Genomic DNA, 19,009 nt, shown 5'->3' on the forward strand with positions numbered 1-19,009 from the left:
TAAGGTAGGAAAGGAGGTACATGAAACATGGCAGCAAGATTAAAGGATCGTTTTCTGAACGAGGTTACTCCTGCGTTAATTCAAAAGTTTAACTATAGTACAGTAATGCAGGTGCCTAAGATCGAGAAAGTCGTTATCAACATGGGTGTTGGTGAAGCAGTTTCCAACTCCAAAGTTCTAGATGTAGCGGTTCAAGATCTTCAGTTAATCTCTGGTCAAAAACCGGTAGTAACAAAAGCTAAAAAATCAATCGCAGGTTTTAAATTGCGTGAGAATATGCCAATCGGTGTAAAGGTAACTTTGCGCGGCGAGCGTATGTATCACTTCTTGGATAAATTGTTCAACGTGGCTCTTCCACGTGTTCGTGACTTCCGCGGAGTTTCTTCCAAAGCATTTGACGGACGTGGTAACTACACATTGGGTCTTAAGGAACAATTGATCTTCCCAGAAGTCGAGTACGATAAAGTAGATAAAGTACGCGGTATGGATATCGTTATTGTTACAACGGCTAAATCAGACGAAGAGTCCCGTGAATTATTAACTCAATTAGGTATGCCGTTTACGAAGTAATTCGGATCGGTTAAGCCCCGGAGGTGTAAAAGTAAGTGGCAAAAACTTCAATGATAGTGAAGCAGCAGCGCCCTCCTAAATTTAAGGTGCAGGCTTACACTCGCTGCGAACGCTGCGGTCGTCCGCATTCAGTTCTTCGGAAATTCAAGATTTGCAGAATTTGTTTCCGTGAACTAGCATACAAAGGCCAGATTCCTGGCGTTAAAAAAGCAAGCTGGTAAAACCCAAGTTTCGGGAAGGAGGTTTACAAAAATGGTGATGTCAGATCCAATTGCAGATATGCTTACTCGCATTCGTAATGCAAACGTAGTGCGTCATGAGACGGTAGAAATTCCTGCTTCAACGATCAAAAGAGAAATTGCTGAGATCTTGAAAAAGGAAGGTTTCATCCGTGACGCTGAATATATTGAAGATAACAAGCAAGGGATTATCCGTTTGTTCTTGAAATACGGTCCTAACAATGAGCGTGTTATCTCCGGTCTTAAAAGAATCAGCAAGCCTGGTTTGCGTGTTTATACAAAAAGTCAAGAGGTTCCTCGTGTGCTTGGCGGCTTGGGAATTGCGATTATTTCCACTTCCCATGGTGTCATGACTGATAAGGAAGCTCGTCAAACCAAAGCTGGCGGAGAAGTTATCTGCTACGTTTGGTAATACAGAACTTAAATGAACGGAGGTGCATACCATGTCCCGTATTGGTCGTAAGCCAATAACAATTCCAGGTGGTGTTAATATCACTTTGGAAAACACTCGTGTAACGGTTAAAGGCCCTAAAGGTACTTTGTCCCGTGAATTACACAAAGACATGAAGATCGTTATTACTGAAACTGAGCTTTTAGTAGAACGTCCTTCTGATAATAAACTACATCGTTCACTTCATGGTACTACAAGAAGTGTTGTTGCTAACATGGTTAGCGGTGTAACTGAAGGCTTTGTTAAAAACCTTGATTTGGTTGGTGTAGGTTACCGTGCGAATAAAACTGGCAACAAGCTAGTTTTGAACGTTGGTTACTCCCATCCGGTTGAAATTGAGCCAGAAAACGGTATTGAGTTTGAAGTTCCTACAAACACAAAAATTATCGTTAAAGGTATCGATAAAGAATTGGTCGGCGCTACTGCAGCGAAGGTTCGTTCAGTTCGTGAGCCTGAGCCGTATAAAGGTAAAGGTATCAAGTACGAAGGCGAGCGTATTCTTCGTAAAGAAGGTAAAGCTGGTAAGAAGAAATAAGTTAATCGCATAGTGCGATAGTGTTTCAGTCATGTTGAAAGGAGTGAACCTCGGAATGATTACAAAAGCCGATAAAAATAAAGCACGTCTTAAAAGACATCTACGTGTACGTAAGAAAATTCAAGGAACGGCTGAACGTCCACGCTTGAATATCTTCCGTTCGTCCAAACACATGTACGCTCAATTGATCGATGATGTGTCGGGTGTAACAATTGCTTCCGCTTCAACTCAAGATAAAGACTTGAAAGACGGAATCGGTAACGGTGGTAATATTGAAGCTGCTCGCAAGGTTGGTTCTTTGATTGCAGAGCGCGCTAAAACAACTGGTGTTGTAAAAGTTGTTTTTGACCGCGGCGGATACTTATATCACGGACGTGTGCAAGCTTTAGCTGATGCTGCTCGTGAAGCAGGTCTTGAATTTTAATAGAATTAACAAGGAGGTAAAGTCACTTGCGTATTGATCCCAATACTTTAGAGTTAACTGAAAAAGTTGTTAACATTAACCGCGTTGCTAAAGTAGTAAAAGGCGGACGTCGTTTCAGCTTCAGCGCACTTGTTGTTGTAGGCGACGGTAATGGCTGGGTAGGCGCAGGAATCGGTAAAGCTGGCGAGGTACCTGATGCAATTCGTAAAGGTATCGAAGACGCTAAGAAAAACCTGATTCATGTACCTATCGTTGGCACTACCATCCCTCACTTGGTTATTGGTAAATTTGGAGCAGGTAATGTTCTTTTGAAACCAGCTTCCAAAGGTACTGGCGTTATTGCCGGCGGCCCAGTTCGTGCAGTATTAGAACTTGCAGGCGTAGGCGACATTTTGACAAAATCCCTAGGATCTTCTAACTCCATCAACATGGTAAATGCTACACTAGAAGGCCTGCAACGTCTTAAGCGTGCTGAAGAAGTTGCAAAGCTGCGTGGCAAAACTGTTGAAGAACTGTTAGGTTAGGAGGGATACCCATGGCTAAACAATTGCAAATTACCCTCAAACGCAGCCTTATCGGTCGTCCAGAAGTACAACGTCGTACTGTTACTTCTCTTGGATTGCGTAAAATTAACCAAATCGTAACACAACAAGACAATGCAGCGATTCGCGGAATGGTTAATCAAGTAAGTCATCTAGTTGCAGTTAAAGAAGTAGAAGTATAAATAGTTTTTATCATTAAGAATTAGAGGAGGTGCAAACGATGAAATTGCATGAACTTACTCCAGCAGTTGGATCCCGTAAGGCCCGCAAACGTGTAGGTCGCGGAATCGGTAGCGGTATGGGTAAAACATCAACTCGCGGTCATAAAGGGCAAAACGCTCGTTCTGGCGGTGGTGTACGTCCTGGTTTTGAGGGAGGACAAAATCCTCTATACCGTCGCTTGCCGAAGCGTGGATTCACTAACCATTTCCGTAAGGAATTTGCAATCGTGAATTTAACTGAACTTAACAAGTTTGCTGCTGGCACGGAAGTAACGCCAGAAGTACTTCAAGAGTCCGGTATCGTCAAGAATGCAAGAGACGGCATTAAGATCTTGGGTAATGGTGAGATTACTGTTCAATTGAACGTAAAAGCTAATAAGTTCTCCCAATCTGCGGTAGATAAAATTCAGGCTGCCGGCGGTAAAACCGAGGTGATTTAATGTTTCGTACCATATCCAATATTATGAAAGTGGACGATCTTAGGAGAAGAATTCTCTTTACCTTATTGGTATTGATCGTCTACAGAATTGGTGCTTTCATTCCGGTACCTAACATCAACACAGCTATTCTTAAAGCTCAGGACCATGCCAATTCCAGTGATGTTTTTGGCTTGTTGAACACTTTCTCTGGTGGCGCATTGTTTCAGTTCTCCATCTTCGCGATGGGGATTATGCCTTATATTACTGCTTCGATCATAGTTCAGCTATTATCGATGGATGTAATACCAAGGTTTGCTCAATGGGCCAAAGAAGGAGAAGTTGGCAGGAAGAAATTAGCACAAATTACTAGGTATGGTACAATTGTATTAGGTATAATCCAAGCGTTCGGTTTGGCGATCGGATTTAATCAGATCTACGCTGGATTGGTTGTGAGTCCCAACTTTACAACTTATGCCTTAATTGCAATTGTTCTTACTGCTGGTACAGCTTTTCTGATGTGGTTAGGGGAACAAATCACTGAAAATGGTATTGGAAATGGTATTTCCATTATCATCTTCGCAGGGATTGTGGCTGCTATTCCAACTGGAATATCGCAGATCTACAAAACACAGTTTGCTGAAGCTGGAGATGCGCTTTTCTTGAATATTATTAAAATGGTGATTATTGCTGTAGTAATTATTGCAATTATTGCTGGTGTAATTTTTATTCAACAAGGTGTTCGTAAAATACCGGTTCAGTACGCAAAACGTGTGGTTGGCCGTAAGATGTACGGTGGTCAATCCACTCACATTCCGTTAAAGGTTAATGCTGCAGGCGTAATTCCAGTAATCTTTGCACTTTCGTTACTCGTGTTTCCTCCTACCATAGCTAATTTTTGGAGAGGTAATGTCGTAGCGGACTGGATCATTACTAACCTCAACTATACACATCCACTCGGGATGACTTTGTATGTGTTATTAATCATTGGTTTTACTTTCTTCTATACGTTTGTTCAAATTAACCCTGAGCAAATGGCAGATCAAATGAAGAAAAACGGCGGTTATATTCCTGGGATTCGTCCTGGTAAGACAACGGCTGTATACTTAACAAGAGTAATGACACGCATTACCTTGTCTGGAGCTATTTTTCTTTCACTGATCTCCATCCTGCCTATGATATTAGGGAAATTAGCTAACTTGCCTGCTTCGGTAAGTATTGGCGGTACTTCCCTTCTAATTGTTATCGGTGTTGGTTTGGAAACAATGAAGCAAATTGAAAGCCAATTGATCAAACGTCACTACAAGGGCTTCATTAATAAATAGCGAATAGGTTCTGGTAGTGATTTATCAACTATCGGCACCTATTGTGCTGTTAGCATCACTTGATGTGATGGGGAGGAAGTCATTATGAACGTAATCTTTATGGGGCCTCCTGGTGCAGGTAAAGGCACACAGGCGGAAAGTATCGTCAATGAGTTTCAAATCCCGCATATTTCTACGGGTGATGCGTTTCGTTTGGCAATGAAACAGGGAACGCCACTAGGACTTGAAGCAAAGAAATATGTGGATCAAGGTTTACTGGTACCAGACGAAATTACCATAGGTATTGTTAAAGAAAGACTTCAACAGTCTGACTGCGCTCCTGGTTTCCTGCTTGATGGGTTTCCAAGAACGATCTCCCAAGCTGAAGCGCTTGACGAGATTTTACATTCTATGGGTAAAAGCATAAATCATGTGGTTAACCTTAGCGTTGATCGCAATCTGTTATTGGCTCGTTTGACTGGAAGAAGAATCTGTAGAGCATGTGGAGCTACGTATCATATCTTGTTTAACCCCCCAGCAACTGAAAATGTATGTGATAAGTGTTCAGGTGAACTGTATCAAAGATCGGATGATACCGAAGAAAAAGTTGGTACTCGTCTTGATGAGTACATGAACAAGACGGCACCTTTGCTGTCGTATTATCGTGACAAAGGAAACTTGCGTGAGGTTAACGGTGAGCAAGAAATTAATACGGTTACTGCACAAATCAGTTCACTATTGCGAGGGCAAGCGTAATGATCATTTGTAAATCAGCAGCTGAGTTGGATTTAATGAGAGAAGCCGGCAGGATTGTAGCCGAAACGCATCGCTTGTTACAAAAATCAATTCGGCCCGATATTACAACCAAAGAGTTGGATCAAATCGCAGAAGATTTTATTCGCAGTCAGGGTGCAACCCCATCTTTTAAAGGCTATAACGGTTTTTCTGGCAGCATCTGTGCTTCAGTTAATGATGAATTGGTTCACGGCATCCCCAGTGGACGTAAGCTTAAAGATGGTGACATCATCAGTCTAGATATCGGTGCTAAGTACAAAGGATATCATGGTGATTCTGCATGGACGTATGGTGTAGGTGAGATTTCAGATACAGCTAAGAAATTATTAGAGGTAACTGAAAAAAGCCTGTACGATGGTCTGGCAGAAGCTAAACCGGATGCACGATTATTCACTATCTCTCATGCGATTCAAAAATGCGTTGAGGATGAAGGTTTTTCAATTGTACGAGAATATGTGGGTCATGGGATTGGCTCTGAGCTTCATGAGGAGCCACAAATTCCGAATTACGGTTTGCCAGGACGAGGACCTCGTTTGAAGCCTGGTATGGTATTAGCAATCGAACCCATGGTCAATGTCGGCGAAAGATACGTTAAGACACTGGCTGACAATTGGACGGTTGTTACAGTGGATGGCACACTGTGCGCGCATTTTGAGCATACCATCGCTATTACTCCAGAAGGGTATGAAATACTCACTAAGTCTGGATCGTAGGTGATAAAGTGAATTCGGTAAACATACCTCAGCTCGGACAAATTGTTAGGATTGCTCGTGGTAAAGATTCCGGGAAGTACGCTGTTATAATCAGCGTCGAAGACCAACGTTTCGTATGGATTGCAGACGGCGACAAACGGAAATTCGATCATCCTAAGAAGAAAAATTTGAGTCATCTCGAGCTGCTGTCAATGGTTAGCAGTGAAGTAGTGGATAGCTTGTACGAAAGCGGCCGGGTAACTAATGGTAAACTGCGGTTTGCACTCTTTAAGTATGTGGATCAAATGGAATCAGAAGCACAAGAGAAAGGAGAATGACTGTGGCCAAAGAAGATGTAATTGAAGTTGAAGGTACAGTGATTGAACCTCTTCCTAATGCAATGTTTAAGGTTGAATTGGAAAACGGTCATAAGATACTTGCTCATGTATCCGGAAAAATCAGAATGCATTTTATTCGGATCTTGCCTGGTGACAAAGTGACGGTGGAACTTTCGCCTTATGATTTGACCAGAGGCCGTATAACCTATCGTTTTAAATAAATCGGTTAAGAAGTCAGCTTGCACATCAAGCTCAGCAATCCTTACGAAGTAAGTTTTCTTCCGAAAACTCACAGGAGGTAATCAAAATGAAAGTTAGACCATCGGTCAAACCCATCTGCGAAAAATGCAAAGTCATTCGCCGCAAAGGTAACGTAATGGTAATTTGCGAAAACCCTAAGCATAAACAAAAACAAGGTTAAGGAGGTGCTTGTATAAATGGCACGTATTGCTGGTGTAGACTTACCTCGTGATAAACGCGTTGTAATCGCGTTGACTTACATTTTCGGTATCGGCACAACTACTTCCCAAAAAATCGTAGCTAACACTGGTATTAGTTTAGCTACTCGCGTTCGCGATTTGACGGAAGACGAAGTAAGTAAACTTCGTGATGCAATTGATAAAACGGTTAAGGTTGAAGGTGATCTTCGTCGTGAAATCGCATTGAACATCAAACGTTTGATCGAAATCGGATGCTATCGTGGTGTTCGTCACCGCCGCGGCTTACCTGTTCGTGGTCAACGTACAAAAACTAATGCTCGTACGCGTAAAGGTCCTCGTCGTACAGTAGCTAATAAGAAAAAATAGTAAAGGAGGTTAACACTTAAAATGGCTAAACCTAAAAAAGTTGTTCGTACCAAACGCCGTGATCGGAAAAATATTGACACTGGAGTGGCTCATATCCGCTCTACGTTTAACAACACGATCGTAACTATCACTGATCCTCATGGTAATGCAATCTCATGGGCTAGTGCAGGTAACTTGGGCTTTAAAGGCTCTCGTAAAAGCACTCCTTTTGCTGCTCAAATGGCAGCTGAGTCTGCAGCGAAAGCAGCTATGGAGCATGGCATGAAGGTAGTAGAAGTTATGGTTAAAGGCCCTGGTGCAGGTCGTGAAGCGGCTATCCGCTCTCTGCAAGCAGCAGGTTTGGAAGTAAACCTGATTAAAGACGTGACTCCTGTTCCACATAACGGTTGCCGTCCTCCAAAACGTCGTCGTGTCTAATTCAGGATTGCGAATAGTGGTATAATTATCCAATATTGGTGAATACTATTTGGATAGATATACTGCACGTTTTATGCGTCTTAAGTTATCCAGAGGGAAACGACGTTTTGAAGGAGGGTTATAAGTGATCGAGATCGAAAAGCCGAAAATAGAAACCGTATCATTGAGTGAAGATGGATCATACGGCAAATTTGTTGTTGAACCATTGGAAAGAGGCTATGGAACAACACTTGGGAACTCGCTTCGCAGAATCTTGCTGTCCTCCTTACCGGGGGCTGCTGTAACCTCCGTTCAAATCGATGGAGTTTTGCATGAGTTCTCAACAGTTCCAGGCGTAATGGAAGATGTTACGGAGATAATCCTTAATCTTAAGGGGCTATCGTTAAAGATTCACTCCGACGAAGAGAAAGTGTTGGAGATCGATGCCGAAGGTGAAGGTGCTGTTGTAGCTGGAGACATTCGCGGTGATAGTGATGTAGAAATCCTTAATCCGGATTTACACATCGCTACACTATCCTCTGATGCGCGTCTTCACATGCGTATTCATGCTAATCGTGGTCGCGGATACGTACAAGCTGACAAAAACAAAAAAGAAGAGCAATTAATCGGAGTTATTCCGATTGATTCGATCTACACTCCGATTACTCGCGTCAACTACAGCGTTGAAAACACTCGTGTCGGTCAAGTAACTAACTACGACAAACTAACCCTCGAAGTCTGGACCGATGGAAGTATTCGACCTGAAGAAGCTGTAAGCTTGGGCGCCAAGATTTTAACGGAGCATCTGATGTTGTTTGTCGGTTTAACTGATGAAGCCAAAGACGCGGAGATTATGGTTGAGAAGGAAGAAGACAAGAAAGAAAAAGTACTTGAGATGACTATCGAAGAGCTTGATCTTTCTGTCCGTTCTTACAACTGTTTGAAGCGTGCAGGCATCAACACTGTACAGGAACTGATTACGAAAACGGAAGAAGACATGATGAAGGTTCGTAATCTTGGACGAAAATCCCTTGAAGAGGTTCAAGAAAAGCTGGAAGAGCTTGGTCTGGGCCTTAGAATGGAAGATTAATCGTCTCTAATTAAGCAGAAGGAGGTTGCACAAATGGCATACCAAAAATTAGGTCGTGATTCCAGTGCGCGTAAAGCTTTATTTCGCGACTTGGTAACTGACTTGTTTATATACGAGCGCATCCAAACGACTGAAGCTAAGGCGAAGGAATTGCGTTCTATAGCAGAAAAATTAATCACATTGGCAAAACGTGGAGATCTTCACGCACGCCGTCAAGTTGCTTCCTTTGTTCGTCGTGAAGCAGCAGACGAGAATCAAGATGCAATTCAAAAATTGTTCTCTGATTTAGCTCCTCGTTACGCAGAACGTCAAGGTGGTTACACTAGAATCTTGAAGCTTGGACCTCGTCGCGGCGATGCAGCGCCTATGGTGTATTTAGAGCTTGTAGATCGTGCATAAAAGGGTAGGAAGGGTGGACGGGATCATTTTGATTCTGATGAAACCCTTTTTTTTGTAGTCTGAAGTTGACAACTGACATTTTCAAATGTGTGATAGTTGCAACGAGTGTAATGGAATTAGGGAGGTAGACCGTGAGGAACATTTGCATGACTGTCAGCTATGACGGAACGGCATACTGCGGTTTTCAAACCCAACCTAATCAGAATACTATTCAGGACGTTTTGGAGCGAGCTCTTCTATCATTGACTGGGGAAACGATAAAGGTAACATCGTCAGGCCGGACTGATGCAGGTGTACATGCACGCTGTCAAGTCATCAACTATTTCACAGCTTCAAAAATACCGGTAGAGCGATGGTGTATGGCTTTGAATACACTGTTGCCTGCAGATATTTTAGTGAGTGGAGCCAAGGTTGTGGATGATGACTTCCACTCAAGAAGAGCTGCTGTTCAGAAAACGTACCGGTATACGATTCGTTGCGGGAAACATCCAGATGTGTTCAAAAGACATTTGGAGTTTTATCATCCTACTCCTCTGAATACAGAAGAGATGAGAGCTGGACTCGAATACCTGATAGGTGAGCATGACTTCACATCCTTCTGTTCGATTCGATCTACGAAGTTGTCTAATATTCGTACGGTTTATGAAGCAAGAATGGAATGTGAGCTGCTCGACCCCATATTACAGTCCTATGCTATTCATATATATTTGACCGGTAACGGTTTTTTATACAATATGGTAAGGATCATTGCGGGAACCTTAATTCAAGTCGGAGAAGGCAAACGCTCCAGCGAGTCCGTCAAGGATATTCTGGATGCACGTAACCGTGCTAGCGCCGGACCAACAGCTATGTCACATGGATTAACGCTGTGGGAAGTATTATACAGATAAGCTATAAGAATGCTTGATTTGTAGCCGAATATATAGTACAATATCAATTGGCGTTTCTTGATCGGCTATCCCACGGCCCCGGATCAAGGCAGGGTCAAAACCAATTTTAAAATATCAATGAATGATGCAGATAGATATATGATGATGAAATGACCTATTAGTCCATCACAATTGCGTCATTTCATTAATTGAGCACCGAAATGCAAAATGTTTAGGAGGAACTATTGATGCGTACCACATATATGGCTAAGCCTAATGAAGTAGAACGCAAATGGCACATTATCGACGCAACTGACAAAACACTAGGTCGTCTTGCAAGCGAAGCAGCAAGCTTAATTCGCGGCAAACATAAACCAGAGTTCACACCTCATGTTGACACTGGGGACTTCGTTATTGTCATTAATGCAGAGAAGATCCATTTGACTGGTAAAAAATTGCAAAACAAAATGTACTACCGTCACTCTATGTACACAGGTGGTCTGAAAGTGACTTCTGCACAAGACATGATTAACAATAAGCCAGAACGTGTTATCGAACTTGCGATTCACGGTATGCTTCCTAAAAATCGTCTTGGTGACAGCATGAAAACAAAACTAAAAGTATACGCGGGATCGGAACATCCACACCAAGCTCAACAGCCTGTTGTGTATGAACTTCGCGGATAATATAAAAGGGAGGACTGTCTTGTGGCACAAGTTCAATATTATGGAACAGGCCGTCGTAAGCATTCGGTAGCACGTGTACGTTTGGTACCAGGCGAAGGCCGTATTGTAATCAACAAACGCGAGCTAGATGAATACTTCGGTTTGGAAACGTTGAAGCTAATCGTAAAACAACCTTTAAACTTAACTGAAACTTTAGGTCAATACGATGTATTGGTTATTGCTAACGGTGGAGGAATCTCCGGACAAGCAGGAGCAATCCGTCATGGTATTTCCCGTGCACTTCTGAAAGCTGATCCTGAATTCCGTGGATCCTTGAAGAAAGCTGGATTCCTGACTCGTGATCCTCGTATGAAAGAACGTAAGAAGTACGGTTTGAAAGCAGCACGTCGTGCTCCTCAGTTCTCGAAACGTTAATACTTATAAACATAAGAACCTTTCCACTATTATGGTGGAAAGGTTTTTTGTTTTTTATAACACCTTTAACTAAATGGCAAAATATAATAGTGATTAGCCTAAGAAAAAATTAATTTGACAAAAAGTCTTCGGTAGCTATAATAAACTATATATAACAAAACAGATTAATATACTCGGAATTAAAGTACAGGAGGAGAAAGTTATGAATCTATTTGAAAAGGAAAAAATGATTCAAGAATCAGCGGAAACTTTTGAAAATCAATCTCCAGAAGCTCTTATTGCATGGGCGGTAGAACAATTCCCTAACATTACATTAGCCTGTAGTTTCGGTGCTGAAGACGTCGTTCTAGTCGATATGATTCAAAAAATCAGCCCGAAAAGCGATATTTTTTATTTGGATACTAATGTCCATTTTCAAGAAACGTTGGAAACACGTGACCGTCTACAGCAACATTATGGGTTGGAATTCGTTCAGGTATTACCTAAGCTTACATTGGATGAACAAGCATCTCAGTTTGGCGAAGAACTATGGAAGAGCAATGCTAATCAATGCTGCAATATCCGGAAGGTGGATCCATTAACTGATATTTTGAAAAATTATGATGCATGGATTACTGGAATTCGCCGTGATCAAGCGCCTACTCGTGCTAATGCGAAAAAAGTTGAATATGATGTAAAATTCGGACTAGTTAAATTTAATCCATTGGCTAGCTGGACTTCTGAAGATGTTTGGGCATATATCCGCAATAATAATGTTATCTACAATCCGCTGCATGATAACCACTACCCAAGCATTGGCTGTTCTCATTGTACGCGCCAAGTTATGCCAGGAGAAGATCCTCGCGCAGGACGCTGGGCAGGGAATGAGAAGACAGAATGCGGACTTCATAAATAATAGAGGTAGTTCTTCTCGTTGCTGAAAAACTGACTTTTTGATCTCTTAATAACACTTGAAAGCGAGGGCTATTTATCCATGGCTGTAGAAACAATTCAACCACACGGTGGTGTACTAATTAATCGCATTGCTCAAGGTGAGCAGAGAGATGGTTTGTTAGAGCTAGCAAAGGGATTATTTCAATTAAAAATTAACTCATGGACGATTTCGGATCTAGATTTGATTGGGGTAGGTGCATTTTCTCCTTTAACGGGTTTCCTCGCCGAACAAGATTATACATCTGTAGTAAATAACATGCGTCTGGCTGATGGAACAGTATGGAGCATTCCCATTACATTACCTGTTGAGGCAGAGGTAGCGGACACACTGAAATTAGGTGAGCAAGTAGCTCTTGTCGGTGAGCATGATGGTGTAGTTTACGGTATATTGGACGTTCAGAGCATCTATAAGGTCGATCAAAATAACGAGGCTATAAAAGTGTTTAAAACCGATGATAACGAGCATCCTGGGGTTCAGAAGCTTCTTTCTCGCCCTAATACTAATATTGGTGGACCTATTCAAGTATTGAATCGTCCGAAACCAGAAAAGTTTGAGGAGTTTTACTTCGACCCATCCGAGACACGTCGCCTTTTTGTAGAAAATGGATGGAAATCGGTTGTTGGTTTTCAAACGCGTAATCCCGTACATCGGGCGCATGAGTATATTCAGAAGAGTGCAATGGAGATCGTTGATGCTCTGTTCTTGAATCCGCTAGTGGGAGAAACCAAATCGGATGATATTTCTGCTGATGTACGTATGCGCAGTTACTTAGTATTGTTGGAGAATTACTATCCGAAAGATCGCGCCTTCTTAGGTGTGTTCCCTGCGGCTATGCGTTATGCAGGTCCTCGTGAGGCGATATTCCATGCAATGGTACGTAAAAACTACGGATGTACCCATTTCATTGTTGGCCGTGACCATGCAGGTGTAGGCGATTATTACGGTACTTATGAAGCACAAGAGATTTTCAAAAACTTCACCCAAGATGAGCTAGGTATTACGCCTTTGTTCTTTGAGCATAGCTTCTTCTGCACCAAGTGCGGTAATATGGCTTCTAGCAAAACCTGCCCGCATGATAAGGCTGATCACTTGCATTTGTCAGGTACTAAAGTCCGTGCGTTGCTTCGTGACGGTCAATGTCCACCGCCGGAATTTACTCGTCCGGAAGTTGCAAAAGTGTTAATTGAAGGTATGAAAGAACCGGAATACCAGGTGTAGGACGAAGGTATATTTGTCCACCTCATCCCATATAGATGTTAATGAGTCTATGGGGATGTGAGGTGGATTTTTTTATGTTTAAAAGAAGAAAGAGGGTCGTTGTTTGGCTTACGATGTCCGGTAGCCTTAAATTGGTCATGACAGCTCTACTTGTAGGATTAATGCTATTTATGTTTACCTATGAGCTTCCTGCTACAAGTACATGGACGAACTGGACAATGCCGTTATCAGGTAAAAAGATTGCACTAGACCCAGGCCATGGCGGTCCTGATGGAGGTGCTGAAAGTAAGAATGGAATTATTGAGAAAGATATCAATTTGGCTATTACTTTGCATCTTCGCGATTATTTACAGGAGGCCGGAGCTTTGGTTGTTATGACTCGGGAGGAAGATAAGGATTTAGCTCAATCATCTACAAAAGGCTACAGCAAAAGAAAAACAGAAGATTTGGTTAACAGAGCACAATTTATTACACAGCAGAAATCCGATTTGTTTGTAAGTATTCACTTGAATGCTATTCCATCTGCTAAATGGAGCGGCGCACAAACCTTTTATTACCCTACACATAAACAAAGTGCAATATTAGCCTCGTTAATTCAGGATGAAGTAAAGAAAAACTTGAAAAATACAGACCGGGTCGCTAAAACAGTAGACAATGTATTTTTGCTGAAATCATTGCAAATTCCTAGTGCTTTAGTAGAAGTTGGATTTCTATCTAACCCCGCAGAAGCCAATTTACTAAATACACCGGCCTATCAGAAAAAAATCGCGGCTTCTATCTATCAAGGTATATTGAGGTACTATGCGGGGGAAAAAGTGGGTTCCTAGAGAAATTGTGATATAATAAAATGTGGCAGAAGTGATAATTTATTAGTCGAGGTGAAGATGTGCTGACGAAAGAGGAATTATTGAATGCGATACGTCATCTGCGTGATCCTGAGTTTCAATTGGATCTTGCAGAACTGCAATTTGTCCGGGATATTATGATTAAAGAAGAACGTGTTTCCGCTACTGTATTATTGTCCTTAGATGATGAAACGCATAGAAATATACTGCAAGAACAAATAACGAATGCATTCCAAAAGGCAGGGGCCAAAGAAGTTCATTTACGCTTCCGTCATTTATCCGATTTTGATAGAAATGAAGCTGTTCTTAAGCAGCAGGCACAATCAACAGAAGTACATAACGTTAAAGCTGAAGCTAGAAATATATTAGATCCATCGGCAGGAGTTCATTTTATCGCAATCGCGAGTGGTAAGGGTGGCGTAGGTAAGTCAACGGTTACTGTAAATTTAGCGGTTGCGTTAGCTAGGCTAGGAAAGAAGGTTGGGCTGATAGACGCTGATATTTATGGGTTCAGTGTTCCAGATATGATGGGAATTGATCAAAAGCCCGAGCTCATTGATAACAAGATTATACCTATAGAGCGCTTCGGCGTTAAGGTAATCTCCATGGGATTCTTCGTTGAAGAAAATACTCCCGTAATTTGGCGGGGCCCGATGCTTGGGAAAATGCTGCGCAATTTCTTCCAAGAAGTCAGTTGGGGTGATGTTGAGTATGTATTACTTGATTTGCCTCCTGGTACTGGTGATGTTGCACTAGACGTTCATCAAATGATTCCGCAGAGCAAAGAGATCATTGTTACGACTCCCCATGCTACAGCTGCTTTTGTAGCGGCCAGAGCAGGTGCTATGGCGATACACACGGAACATGAGATGTTAGGTGTCGTTGAGAATATGGCCTATTACCAGTGCGGAAAGTGCGGGGAAAAGGAATATCTATTTGGCAGAGGCGGAGGCGCTAAATTGTCAGAAGAATTGCATACTGAATTAGTGGCACAAATTCCGTTAGGTGCACCGGACAACCATATTTCTGAAGCTGATTATTCGCCATCTGTTTATAAGGCAGAGTCAGAGACGGGACAGATCTATTTAGAACTTGCCCAACATGTCATTGGAAAATTGGCATAAATGAAGGACTGGCTTGTTTGCCAGTCCTTTTTTTGTTATACAGCGGCTAATGTATTATTGGCCCTGCTTCTTCTCGCCGCTAGTATCGCTTTTGCCGCCGCTTTTACTTTTGCTCTCGCCACCGCCACCCTGACTCTTGGCCTTCGGTTGTGATTCCTCTTCAAGAACCTTTTTCATAATGTTCATTAACTCAAGTCGGAACAGAGGGCTTTGCATGGATTCCTGTATGACTGTCTTCGTTTGCTGACGATATTGCGGACTCTTCATGGTGTCCAGCAGCATTTTCTCGAAATCAGGATTGTTCAAGGTGCTTATCATAGTTGTTTGATATTCGGGGTCTTTCATAAGATCCTTTTGAAGCTGCTTTATATCCTTTTGAATGGCTTTGGCAAATTGACCGGCAAACTTAGGATCTGTTATTACATTTTGCAAAAATTTGTTATTAGATGTATCAGTTAAAACATCCTTAACAGCTAACTGAATGTGCTGAGAGTCTCCTGTTGAAAGAAGTTTTATTTGGCCATCACTACTAGCTGCGGCTTTTGTTTGAGCGGCAATGATCGCCTTTTGACCATCCTCAGTCTTAAGAATATCCAATACCATTGTTTTGGTATCTTTATAGCCGCCGTTCTGTGAAGATTGTGAGGACTTGGAATCAGAACCGCAAGAAGTAAGCACTAAAACGAACAGTAATAACGGAACCTTTTGCAACCACTTATTAAGGCTCATGGTCATAAGCTCCTTTCTTTAAAATGATGATCTTATTATTCGCCAAAGTGCCTTATTTTCACTCTAAAGCTCATTGGCTTTTTATTGTGAACGTTGGTACAATTAACTTCTGAATATAGTCTGCTTTGGAGGTATAAGTAGTGACTTTAAGAAAATGGTTTTATTTATTTTGGACAACGCTATTCATTGGTGCCGGTGCGGCTTTGGTTATCGGACTGATTTTGCAAACTACGGATCAGCAATTTACTCTTTTAGGCGGTAAAGAAATCGGGTTTAATGCCGTTACTATGCTGCTCGGTGGGGCGATGATAAGTGTTTTAAGTCAAATGGGCTTTTTCGCTTATCTTATTATTCGATTTTTGGCTATTGGTTTGGTCAGAAGTAAATGGATTTGGGATACTTTGCAAATTATTTTAATAGCCGTAACGGTGTTTGACTTAATTTATTTTCGACATATGGGGACAGAGGGCAACTGGATATCATATATGATTTTACCCCTATCCATGCTTGTGATCGCTATTGGAACAGCTTTATGGAAAGTGAAATTAACGAATCGTAACGGATTTATTCCTACCTTATTTTTTATGACAGCTGTAACGGCTATTGAAGCAGTGCCAGCGTTAAGACTTAACAGCTTTGCCTCCACCTTGTTTATGATGGTTCCTTTGATGGCAAGCAATGCATGGCAAATTTTGATTTTGTCTAAAGTGCTGAACACAAAGAAAGAGCCGCTATAACGGCTCTTTTTTTAGTTAGATCCTTCGCATCAACCTTGACGCGTTCATCCCCAAGTGACGAGGTTTGTTTAGTATGTTTGTCTTATTGGAAATGTTTCATGGTTTGATCTTCAATAGGGGGCTTATTATTCACTTGTGTTTGCTTAAGTAATTGGCCCACCGTAACGAATTCATATCCCTTGGCACGTAATTGATCAATAATGACGGGGAGAGCTTCGTGCGTTTGTTTGCTGGAATCACTTGCGTGCAATAATACGATATCACCAGGATGAGCTTTGGATACCACCCGATTGATAATAGTATCGACTCCCTTGTTCATCCAGTCCATCGAATCTGTATCCCACTGAATCACCGTATAATTGAGATCGTTAGCTATGCGCAGTACCCTTTTGTCAAAATCGCCGTTAGGTAGCCGAATTAATGATGGGTTTTGGCCGGTAACTTCATTTAGGATCTTATGAGAAGTTTGGATTTGATTACGGATCTCTTCGTCGTTCAAGCTGCTGTAATTAACATGCTTATGTCCGTGATTACCAATTTCCCAACCGCCCTTAGCAATGCGGGTTACCATCTCAGGATGGCTTTTACTCCATGGAGAGGATAGGAAAAAAGTAGCGTTTTTAACCCCCTTTTCCTCCAGAATTTTTAGAATAGGTTCTGTTCTTGTGTCACCCCAACTAATATCAAAGGTGAGCGCGATGACCTTCTTTTCCGTTTGAACACTGTAAATAGCTGCCGGCTCACCCTGTGAAAACACCGTCACATTATCTCGTTCTGAGTAAATAATACCTATAGCAAAAACCACTGCGACTGCGACAATTAATGCTTGTTTTAATTTCCTTCCGTTCAATACATAAAAATAATTCACAAACCTGTCCTCCTTTTTTACCCCTGCATATGTAGGCAGAGCTTGTATAAGTTGAGTTTAGTAAAATGTATGCTGGGACAAGAAAGATATGCTAGTCTTATGCGGTTTCAAATCAATTTGGGAGAAGGGAAACTTATGAAAAATATGTTGAACCAGTTTCGTTTGATGAAACATTATTTTATTGCGTCAGCTCTGGTATTTACTCTGGGTATTATACTAGGGGCCGGATTTTCGGATCAGTTTCAGGGATTTATTGAAGGGCAGCTTAAAGGAATGGAGCAATTGACACAATCCTTAAATGGGAAACCGAATCAACAGTGGTCGTTGTTTTGGCTTATATTTTGGAATAATACCATTAAGTCTGTTGCAATCATTGCACTCGGAGCTGTATTTGGTATTCTCCCTTTATTCTTTTTGCTGGCAAACGGTTTAATTCTAGGATACTTAGGCTCAACCTTTGCTCAAAAGGAATCCTTATTGTTTTTCGTTAAAGGGATTTTGCCGCATGGAGTAATCGAAATTCCTGCCATTATATTTGCTTGCGCCTTTGGACTTCGGTTGGGTGTGTTGATGCTGAAAATGGTAACGGCCCTCATAAGTCCAGAGCGATCCGTGAAATATAAAGAGGAGCTTGCCGGTTTTGGGAAGTCCATTGTGTTTGTTGTCCTGATCTTAATTGTTTCTTTAACGGCTGCAGCTTTGATTGAAAGCACCTTTACTTATTGGCTCGTAAAACGATAAAAATTTAATAGCATAAAAAAAACCAATTATGTGCATAACAGTAAAGCATGCAAGATGCTTAGTTGGCAAAAGTATGCAAGATAAAAGCGCGCAACATCTAGAATTTGCTATAATGTGCTTTTTACCTCGCATGCTTTTTTTGTGTCTAAATAATGCCGTAGGCTATCATGAAAGGGGCTTTGAAGCCAATGCTGGGGTTCTTGTTTAACGAAAGAGAATGCAGAGAGCTCGACTATGTTTTGAAAAAAGAGTTGGACGAAATGCTGTTTGATCTCAATGATAAGAGGATTGACGGAGATATTAAGATTGCAATTGAATCACGATATAAAGTTATTTTTCGTATGTATGCAAGATTGGCATCACCTAAGGAAATATCCAAATATGCAAGGAACCGAATGTATCATTAAAAATTGTAATAATATGCTTGACTTTCTTTTGTAGTCTGTGATACATTATTCCTCGCCGCTAAAACGGCTAAGCGTTTTGAAAGATCAAACAAGTGTGAAATTGTTTAGTGAGAAAAAATTAACACTTGCATTGAACTGAGTGAATGTGATATATTAAAAAAGTCGCCGCTAAAAACAGCGACAATAAATGACAAAATGAGATAACGAGTAATCATCTTG

Annotated in this window: 30 protein-coding genes; 28 read left to right on the plus strand and 2 right to left on the minus strand. The window is 41.5% G+C overall.

Annotated features, from left to right (window positions below):
- Nucleotides 1–27 precede the first annotated feature (27 nt).
- The 25 genes from rplE (at nucleotide 28) to salA (ending at nucleotide 15,308) form a co-directional block, all read left to right on the plus strand.
- The gene (rplE, locus tag GC093_RS06645) at nucleotides 28–570 is read left to right on the plus strand and encodes a 50S ribosomal protein L5 (protein WP_171651093.1); all 543 of its coding nucleotides are present in this window, start codon (nucleotides 28–30) and stop codon (nucleotides 568–570) included.
- 35 nt (nucleotides 571–605) lie between these two features.
- A complete protein-coding gene (locus tag GC093_RS06650; protein WP_171651094.1) occupies nucleotides 606–791 on the plus strand; it encodes a type Z 30S ribosomal protein S14 in 186 nt (61 codons plus the stop codon).
- Between the two features lie 31 nt (nucleotides 792–822).
- Nucleotides 823–1,221 (plus strand): 30S ribosomal protein S8, encoded by a 399-nt coding sequence (gene rpsH / locus GC093_RS06655; RefSeq protein WP_171651095.1) that lies wholly within the window; start codon nucleotides 823–825, stop codon nucleotides 1,219–1,221.
- Between the two features lie 31 nt (nucleotides 1,222–1,252).
- On the plus strand, nucleotides 1,253–1,795 hold the full coding sequence (gene rplF, locus GC093_RS06660; RefSeq protein WP_171651096.1) for a 50S ribosomal protein L6: 543 nt from the start codon (nucleotides 1,253–1,255) through the stop codon (nucleotides 1,793–1,795).
- A 55-nt stretch (nucleotides 1,796–1,850) separates the two neighbouring features.
- Nucleotides 1,851–2,219, plus strand: coding sequence for a 50S ribosomal protein L18 (rplR, locus tag GC093_RS06665; RefSeq protein ID WP_171651097.1), 369 nt, complete (start codon nucleotides 1,851–1,853; stop codon nucleotides 2,217–2,219).
- A gap of 26 nt (nucleotides 2,220–2,245) precedes the next feature.
- Nucleotides 2,246–2,743 (plus strand): 30S ribosomal protein S5, encoded by a 498-nt coding sequence (rpsE, locus tag GC093_RS06670; RefSeq protein WP_094018036.1) that lies wholly within the window; start codon nucleotides 2,246–2,248, stop codon nucleotides 2,741–2,743.
- Nucleotides 2,744–2,754: 11 nt separating this feature from the next.
- Complete coding sequence (gene rpmD, locus GC093_RS06675; protein ID WP_171651098.1) at nucleotides 2,755–2,943, plus strand: 50S ribosomal protein L30; 189 nt, start codon at nucleotides 2,755–2,757, stop codon at nucleotides 2,941–2,943.
- A gap of 38 nt (nucleotides 2,944–2,981) precedes the next feature.
- Nucleotides 2,982–3,422 carry a 50S ribosomal protein L15 gene (gene rplO, locus GC093_RS06680; RefSeq protein ID WP_171651099.1) on the plus strand — a complete coding sequence of 147 codons (441 nt, stop codon included), beginning with the start codon at nucleotides 2,982–2,984 and terminating at the stop codon, nucleotides 3,420–3,422.
- Entirely contained in the window at nucleotides 3,422–4,723 is a 1,302-nt protein-coding gene (gene secY, locus GC093_RS06685) for a preprotein translocase subunit SecY (protein ID WP_171651100.1), read from the plus strand. Before rplO ends, secY begins: the two co-directional genes overlap by 1 nt.
- Nucleotides 4,724–4,807: 84 nt before the next feature.
- Nucleotides 4,808–5,458, plus strand: a complete 651-nt coding sequence (locus tag GC093_RS06690) for an adenylate kinase (RefSeq protein ID WP_171651101.1) — start codon at nucleotides 4,808–4,810, stop codon at nucleotides 5,456–5,458.
- On the plus strand, nucleotides 5,458–6,210 hold the full coding sequence (map, locus tag GC093_RS06695) for a type I methionyl aminopeptidase (protein WP_171651102.1): 753 nt from the start codon (nucleotides 5,458–5,460) through the stop codon (nucleotides 6,208–6,210). The genes GC093_RS06690 and map overlap by 1 nt, the downstream gene beginning before the upstream one ends.
- 8 nt (nucleotides 6,211–6,218) lie before the next feature.
- Nucleotides 6,219–6,527 (plus strand): KOW domain-containing RNA-binding protein, encoded by a 309-nt coding sequence (locus GC093_RS06700; RefSeq protein ID WP_171651103.1) that lies wholly within the window; start codon nucleotides 6,219–6,221, stop codon nucleotides 6,525–6,527.
- 2 nt (nucleotides 6,528–6,529) lie between these two features.
- The gene (infA, locus tag GC093_RS06705) at nucleotides 6,530–6,748 is read left to right on the plus strand and encodes a translation initiation factor IF-1 (RefSeq protein WP_009676800.1); all 219 of its coding nucleotides are present in this window, start codon (nucleotides 6,530–6,532) and stop codon (nucleotides 6,746–6,748) included.
- A gap of 86 nt (nucleotides 6,749–6,834) precedes the next feature.
- Nucleotides 6,835–6,948 carry a 50S ribosomal protein L36 gene (rpmJ, locus tag GC093_RS06710; protein ID WP_003333770.1) on the plus strand — a complete coding sequence of 38 codons (114 nt, stop codon included), beginning with the start codon at nucleotides 6,835–6,837 and terminating at the stop codon, nucleotides 6,946–6,948.
- Between the two features lie 16 nt (nucleotides 6,949–6,964).
- Complete coding sequence (rpsM, locus tag GC093_RS06715) at nucleotides 6,965–7,333, plus strand: 30S ribosomal protein S13 (protein ID WP_171651104.1); 369 nt, start codon at nucleotides 6,965–6,967, stop codon at nucleotides 7,331–7,333.
- A 21-nt stretch (nucleotides 7,334–7,354) separates the two neighbouring features.
- Nucleotides 7,355–7,750, plus strand: a complete 396-nt coding sequence (gene rpsK / locus GC093_RS06720) for a 30S ribosomal protein S11 (RefSeq protein WP_089201728.1) — start codon at nucleotides 7,355–7,357, stop codon at nucleotides 7,748–7,750.
- Between the two features lie 124 nt (nucleotides 7,751–7,874).
- Nucleotides 7,875–8,819, plus strand: coding sequence for a DNA-directed RNA polymerase subunit alpha (locus tag GC093_RS06725; protein ID WP_133236160.1), 945 nt, complete (start codon nucleotides 7,875–7,877; stop codon nucleotides 8,817–8,819).
- Nucleotides 8,820–8,852: 33 nt separating this feature from the next.
- Nucleotides 8,853–9,218: a 50S ribosomal protein L17 gene (rplQ, locus tag GC093_RS06730; RefSeq protein ID WP_171651105.1), complete on the plus strand. Its 366-nt coding sequence runs from the start codon at nucleotides 8,853–8,855 to the stop codon at nucleotides 9,216–9,218.
- Between the two features lie 131 nt (nucleotides 9,219–9,349).
- Nucleotides 9,350–10,108 (plus strand): tRNA pseudouridine(38-40) synthase TruA, encoded by a 759-nt coding sequence (gene truA / locus GC093_RS06735; protein ID WP_171651106.1) that lies wholly within the window; start codon nucleotides 9,350–9,352, stop codon nucleotides 10,106–10,108.
- 227 nt (nucleotides 10,109–10,335) lie between these two features.
- The gene (gene rplM / locus GC093_RS06740) at nucleotides 10,336–10,773 is read left to right on the plus strand and encodes a 50S ribosomal protein L13 (protein ID WP_171651107.1); all 438 of its coding nucleotides are present in this window, start codon (nucleotides 10,336–10,338) and stop codon (nucleotides 10,771–10,773) included.
- Between the two features lie 21 nt (nucleotides 10,774–10,794).
- The gene (rpsI, locus tag GC093_RS06745) at nucleotides 10,795–11,187 is read left to right on the plus strand and encodes a 30S ribosomal protein S9 (RefSeq protein ID WP_171651108.1); all 393 of its coding nucleotides are present in this window, start codon (nucleotides 10,795–10,797) and stop codon (nucleotides 11,185–11,187) included.
- 202 nt (nucleotides 11,188–11,389) lie between these two features.
- Nucleotides 11,390–12,082: a phosphoadenylyl-sulfate reductase gene (locus GC093_RS06750; RefSeq protein WP_171651109.1), complete on the plus strand. Its 693-nt coding sequence runs from the start codon at nucleotides 11,390–11,392 to the stop codon at nucleotides 12,080–12,082.
- Between the two features lie 78 nt (nucleotides 12,083–12,160).
- Entirely contained in the window at nucleotides 12,161–13,339 is a 1,179-nt protein-coding gene (sat, locus tag GC093_RS06755; RefSeq protein WP_171651110.1) for a sulfate adenylyltransferase, read from the plus strand.
- A gap of 74 nt (nucleotides 13,340–13,413) precedes the next feature.
- The gene (cwlD, locus tag GC093_RS06760) at nucleotides 13,414–14,166 is read left to right on the plus strand and encodes an N-acetylmuramoyl-L-alanine amidase CwlD (protein WP_171651111.1); all 753 of its coding nucleotides are present in this window, start codon (nucleotides 13,414–13,416) and stop codon (nucleotides 14,164–14,166) included.
- A gap of 59 nt (nucleotides 14,167–14,225) precedes the next feature.
- Nucleotides 14,226–15,308 (plus strand): iron-sulfur carrier protein/transcriptional regulator SalA, encoded by a 1,083-nt coding sequence (gene salA, locus GC093_RS06765; RefSeq protein WP_171651112.1) that lies wholly within the window; start codon nucleotides 14,226–14,228, stop codon nucleotides 15,306–15,308.
- A gap of 54 nt (nucleotides 15,309–15,362) precedes the next feature.
- Here salA and gerD read toward each other — a convergent pair whose 3' ends face one another.
- Nucleotides 15,363–16,037 carry a spore germination lipoprotein GerD gene (gerD, locus tag GC093_RS06770; RefSeq protein WP_171651113.1) on the minus strand — a complete coding sequence of 225 codons (675 nt, stop codon included), beginning with the start codon at nucleotides 16,035–16,037 and terminating at the stop codon, nucleotides 15,363–15,365.
- A gap of 140 nt (nucleotides 16,038–16,177) precedes the next feature.
- Here gerD and GC093_RS06775 point away from each other — a divergent pair, with 140 nt between their 5' ends.
- A complete protein-coding gene (locus GC093_RS06775) occupies nucleotides 16,178–16,774 on the plus strand; it encodes a KinB-signaling pathway activation protein (RefSeq protein WP_171651114.1) in 597 nt (198 codons plus the stop codon).
- Between the two features lie 82 nt (nucleotides 16,775–16,856).
- Here GC093_RS06775 and pdaB read toward each other — a convergent pair whose 3' ends face one another.
- Nucleotides 16,857–17,642 carry a polysaccharide deacetylase family sporulation protein PdaB gene (gene pdaB, locus GC093_RS06780; protein WP_171651115.1) on the minus strand — a complete coding sequence of 262 codons (786 nt, stop codon included), beginning with the start codon at nucleotides 17,640–17,642 and terminating at the stop codon, nucleotides 16,857–16,859.
- A gap of 135 nt (nucleotides 17,643–17,777) precedes the next feature.
- Here pdaB and GC093_RS06785 point away from each other — a divergent pair, with 135 nt between their 5' ends.
- Both GC093_RS06785 and GC093_RS06790 read left to right on the plus strand, forming a co-directional pair.
- Nucleotides 17,778–18,383, plus strand: a complete 606-nt coding sequence (locus tag GC093_RS06785) for a stage II sporulation protein M (RefSeq protein WP_171651116.1) — start codon at nucleotides 17,778–17,780, stop codon at nucleotides 18,381–18,383.
- A 188-nt stretch (nucleotides 18,384–18,571) separates the two neighbouring features.
- Nucleotides 18,572–18,790: a hypothetical protein gene (locus tag GC093_RS06790; RefSeq protein ID WP_171651121.1), complete on the plus strand. Its 219-nt coding sequence runs from the start codon at nucleotides 18,572–18,574 to the stop codon at nucleotides 18,788–18,790.
- The last annotated feature ends 219 nt before the right edge of the window (nucleotides 18,791–19,009 follow it).

This window comes from Paenibacillus foliorum, assembly GCF_013141765.1.
Taxonomy (GTDB): Bacteria; Bacillota; Bacilli; order Paenibacillales; family NBRC-103111; genus Paenibacillus_S; species Paenibacillus_S foliorum.